A 2,832-nucleotide genomic window follows, 5' to 3' on the forward strand; every position below is an offset into this window, starting at 1 on the left:
GGCATTTCAGGGGCGCGGGGCTGTGTCCGTCAGCGGCTCCGCCGCAGGGCGCGACCAGCCCCCACCGGAGCCGCGGACGCCCGCGAGACGGCAAGGTCACCCCCGGAACGCGATCCCGCCGAGCACATCCGTCGCGGCCCGGTCCAGGAGCACCGCCGACGCGACCCCCGCCGGGAGGACCCCGCGCTCGACCTCGGCCACGAGCGACCCGACGGCCCGCCGGTGCCGGGCGAAGGCGTACCGGGACACGCCGCGCCCCCGGTCCCGCTGACCGGCGAGCGCCGTCCCCTCCGGCACGTCGAGCAGCAGCAGATGAACGGAGACCCCGCGCCGGCGTGCCGTCCGCGTCACCCACCTGCGCACCCACGCCTGCGTCCCGCAGTCGTGCACGACGACACTGGCCCCGGACCGCATGGCCCGCCGCAGCCCCGCGTAGTGCGCGATCCGCACCAGCGGCCGGTACACGGCGTACGGCACCCAGCGCGGCACCCGGGCGGCCCAGCGCTCACGGGTGTCCTGGGAGTCGATGCCGATCACGGTGACGGCCCGCCGCATCAGCGTGGACTTTCCGCTGCCGGGCAGCCCCGAGAGCACGACGAGATCCCCCGCCGCGAACGCGATCCGGCGCGGGGTCCGGCCCTCCCGCCCCCGCAGATCCCGCACCGAGCGCTGACGCGGTATCCGCACCCGCTGCGCCGCCGCGGCCCCTGTCGTCGCGTACGCCGCCGCGACTGCCTTGTGCACCGTGATCGTCCTCCCCGCTCCGGTCACGCCACTCTTGCCCGCCAAGTGTAAAGAGACGGTAATGCCCCACAAGGGGTTTCCCCGTTCGACGGGCATGCAATGATGTGCGCGCAAACTGCATACCGGCCGCTTGAATCCGCGCGGGAGAGTTCCGGGTCACCCCGGACGCCGAAGGAGCAAGTTCCTCCCTTGAATCTCTCAGGCCCCGTACCGCGCGGGCGAGGCAGATCTGAAAAGCGGGCCGCCTTCTGACGTACGGCGGTCCCACCCAAGGTGCAAGCCCCTCGGGGCGAACCTCTCAGGTTCCGATGACAGATGGGGAGGACCTCCTTCGGAGACCTCTTGCCATCGCCGTCACGCCCGGGAGCACCCGCCATGACCCGTACCACCGCCCTCGACGCCCTGCACCGCTCGCTGGGCGCCACGATGACCGACTTCGCCGGCTGGGACATGCCGCTGCGGTACGCCAGCGAGCGTGACGAGCACAACGCGGTGCGCACCGCGGCCGGCTTGTTCGACCTCTCCCACATGGGCGAGATCACGGTCACGGGCCCGCAGGCGGTCGACCTGCTCAACCGCGCGCTCGTCGGCAACATCGGCTCCGTCGGCGTCGGCCGCGCCCGCTACACGATGATCTGTCGCGAGGACGGCGGCATCCTCGACGACCTGATCGTCTACCGCCTCGGCGAGACCGAGTACATGGTCGTCGCCAACGCGGGCAACGCCCAGATCGTGCTCGACGCCCTCACCGAGCGCGCCGCCGGCTTCGACGCCGAGGTCCGCGACGACCGCGACGCGTACGCGCTGATCGCCGTGCAGGGTCCGAACTCCCCCGCCATCGTGAAGTCCGTCACGGACGCCGACCTGGACGGGCTCAAGTACTACGCGGGTCTGCCGGGCACGGTCGCCGGCGTCGAGGCCCTCATCGCGCGCACCGGCTACACGGGCGAGGACGGCTTCGAGCTGTTCGTCGCCCCGGCCGACGCCGAGAAGCTGTGGCAGGCGCTGACCGAGGCGGGCGCCGAGTACGGCCTGGTCCCCTGCGGCCTGTCCTGCCGCGACACGCTGCGCCTGGAGGCGGGCATGCCGCTGTACGGGCACGAGCTGACCACGGACCACACCCCGTTCGACGCCGGCCTGGGCCGCGTCGTGAAGTTCGAGAAGACCTCGCACGGCGACGACTTCATCGGCCACGACGCGCTCAAGGACGCCGCCGCGAAGGCCGAGGCGAACCCGCCGCGCAAGCTCGTCGGCCTGATCGCCGAGGGCCGCCGGGTGCCGCGCGCCGGCATGGCAGTGGTCGCCGACGGCCAGGTCGTCGGCGAGGTCACCTCCGGCGCCCCGTCGCCCACCCTGGGCAAGCCGATCGCCATCGCCTACGTCGACGCGGCGCACGCCGAGCCCGGCACGGCCGGTGTCGGCGTGGACATCCGCGGCACGCACGAGCCGTACGAGGTCGTCGCGCTCCCGTTCTACAAGCGTCAGAAGTAGTCCCGCCCGATCCCCTCGGGCGTCCTACGCGCCCCTCTGTCACCAGCACCTTCCCGCGTACAGGAGAATTCGCACCATGAGCAACCCCCAGCAGCTGCGTTACAGCAAGGAGCACGAGTGGCTGTCGGCCGTCGAGGACGGCGTCGCCACGGTCGGTATCACGGAGCACGCGGCCAACGCGCTCGGTGACATCGTGTTCGCCCAGCTCCCCGAGGTCGGCGACACCGTCACCGCGGGCGAGAGCTGCGGCGAGCTGGAGTCCACCAAGTCGGTCTCCGACCTGTACTCCCCCGTCACCGGTGAGGTCGTCGCGGCCAACCAGGACGTCGTCGACGACCCGGCCCTGGTGAACTCGGCCCCCTTCGAGGGCGGCTGGCTGTTCAAGGTCCGCGTCTCCGAGGAGCCGTCCGACCTGCTCACCGCCGACGAGTACACCGAGTTCTCCGGGAGCTGACCCCTGATGTCCGTACTGAACCAGTCCCTGCACGAGCTCGACCCGGACGTCGCCGCCGCTGTCGACGCCGAGCTGAAGCGTCAGCAGTCGACCCTGGAGATGATCGCGTCGGAGAACTTCGCTCCGGTCGCCGTCATGGAGGC

General features: G+C 71.8%; 3 protein-coding genes, 1 pseudogene and 1 riboswitch. Of the genes and pseudogenes, 3 read left to right on the forward strand and 1 reads right to left on the reverse strand.

Annotated features, from left to right (window positions below; all coding sequences use genetic code 11):
- Positions 1–96: 96 nt before the first annotated feature.
- Complete coding sequence (locus tag ACFW9D_RS38360) at positions 97–750, reverse strand: AAA family ATPase (RefSeq protein ID WP_384630108.1); 654 nt, start codon at positions 748–750, stop codon at positions 97–99.
- Between the two features lie 125 nt (positions 751–875).
- Positions 876–967: riboswitch (glycine riboswitch) on the forward strand.
- 152 nt (positions 968–1,119) lie between these two features.
- Between ACFW9D_RS38360 and gcvT the strand changes: the two genes are divergently transcribed.
- The 3 genes and pseudogenes from gcvT to ACFW9D_RS38375 form a co-directional block, all read left to right on the forward strand.
- Positions 1,120–2,235 (forward strand): glycine cleavage system aminomethyltransferase GcvT, encoded by a 1,116-nt coding sequence (gcvT, locus tag ACFW9D_RS38365; RefSeq protein ID WP_384630106.1) that lies wholly within the window; start codon positions 1,120–1,122, stop codon positions 2,233–2,235.
- 76 nt (positions 2,236–2,311) lie between these two features.
- Complete coding sequence (gene gcvH, locus ACFW9D_RS38370; protein ID WP_188336752.1) at positions 2,312–2,689, forward strand: glycine cleavage system protein GcvH; 378 nt, start codon at positions 2,312–2,314, stop codon at positions 2,687–2,689.
- 6 nt (positions 2,690–2,695) lie between these two features.
- Positions 2,696–2,832, forward strand: a pseudogene (locus ACFW9D_RS38375) (serine hydroxymethyltransferase); the annotation flags it as partial.

This window comes from Streptomyces sp. NPDC059524 (genome assembly GCF_042749255.1).
Lineage (GTDB): Bacteria > Actinomycetota > Actinomycetes > Streptomycetales > Streptomycetaceae > Streptomyces > Streptomyces xanthii.

Excerpts from the sequence above, each read along its gene's own strand:
- gcvT (WP_384630106.1), top strand. The coding sequence starts at position 1,120 with ATGACCCGTACCACCGCCCTCGACGCCCTGCACCGCTCGCTGGGCGCC.
- gcvH (WP_188336752.1), top strand. The coding sequence starts at position 2,312 with ATGAGCAACCCCCAGCAGCTGCGTTACAGCAAGGAGCACGAGTGGCTG.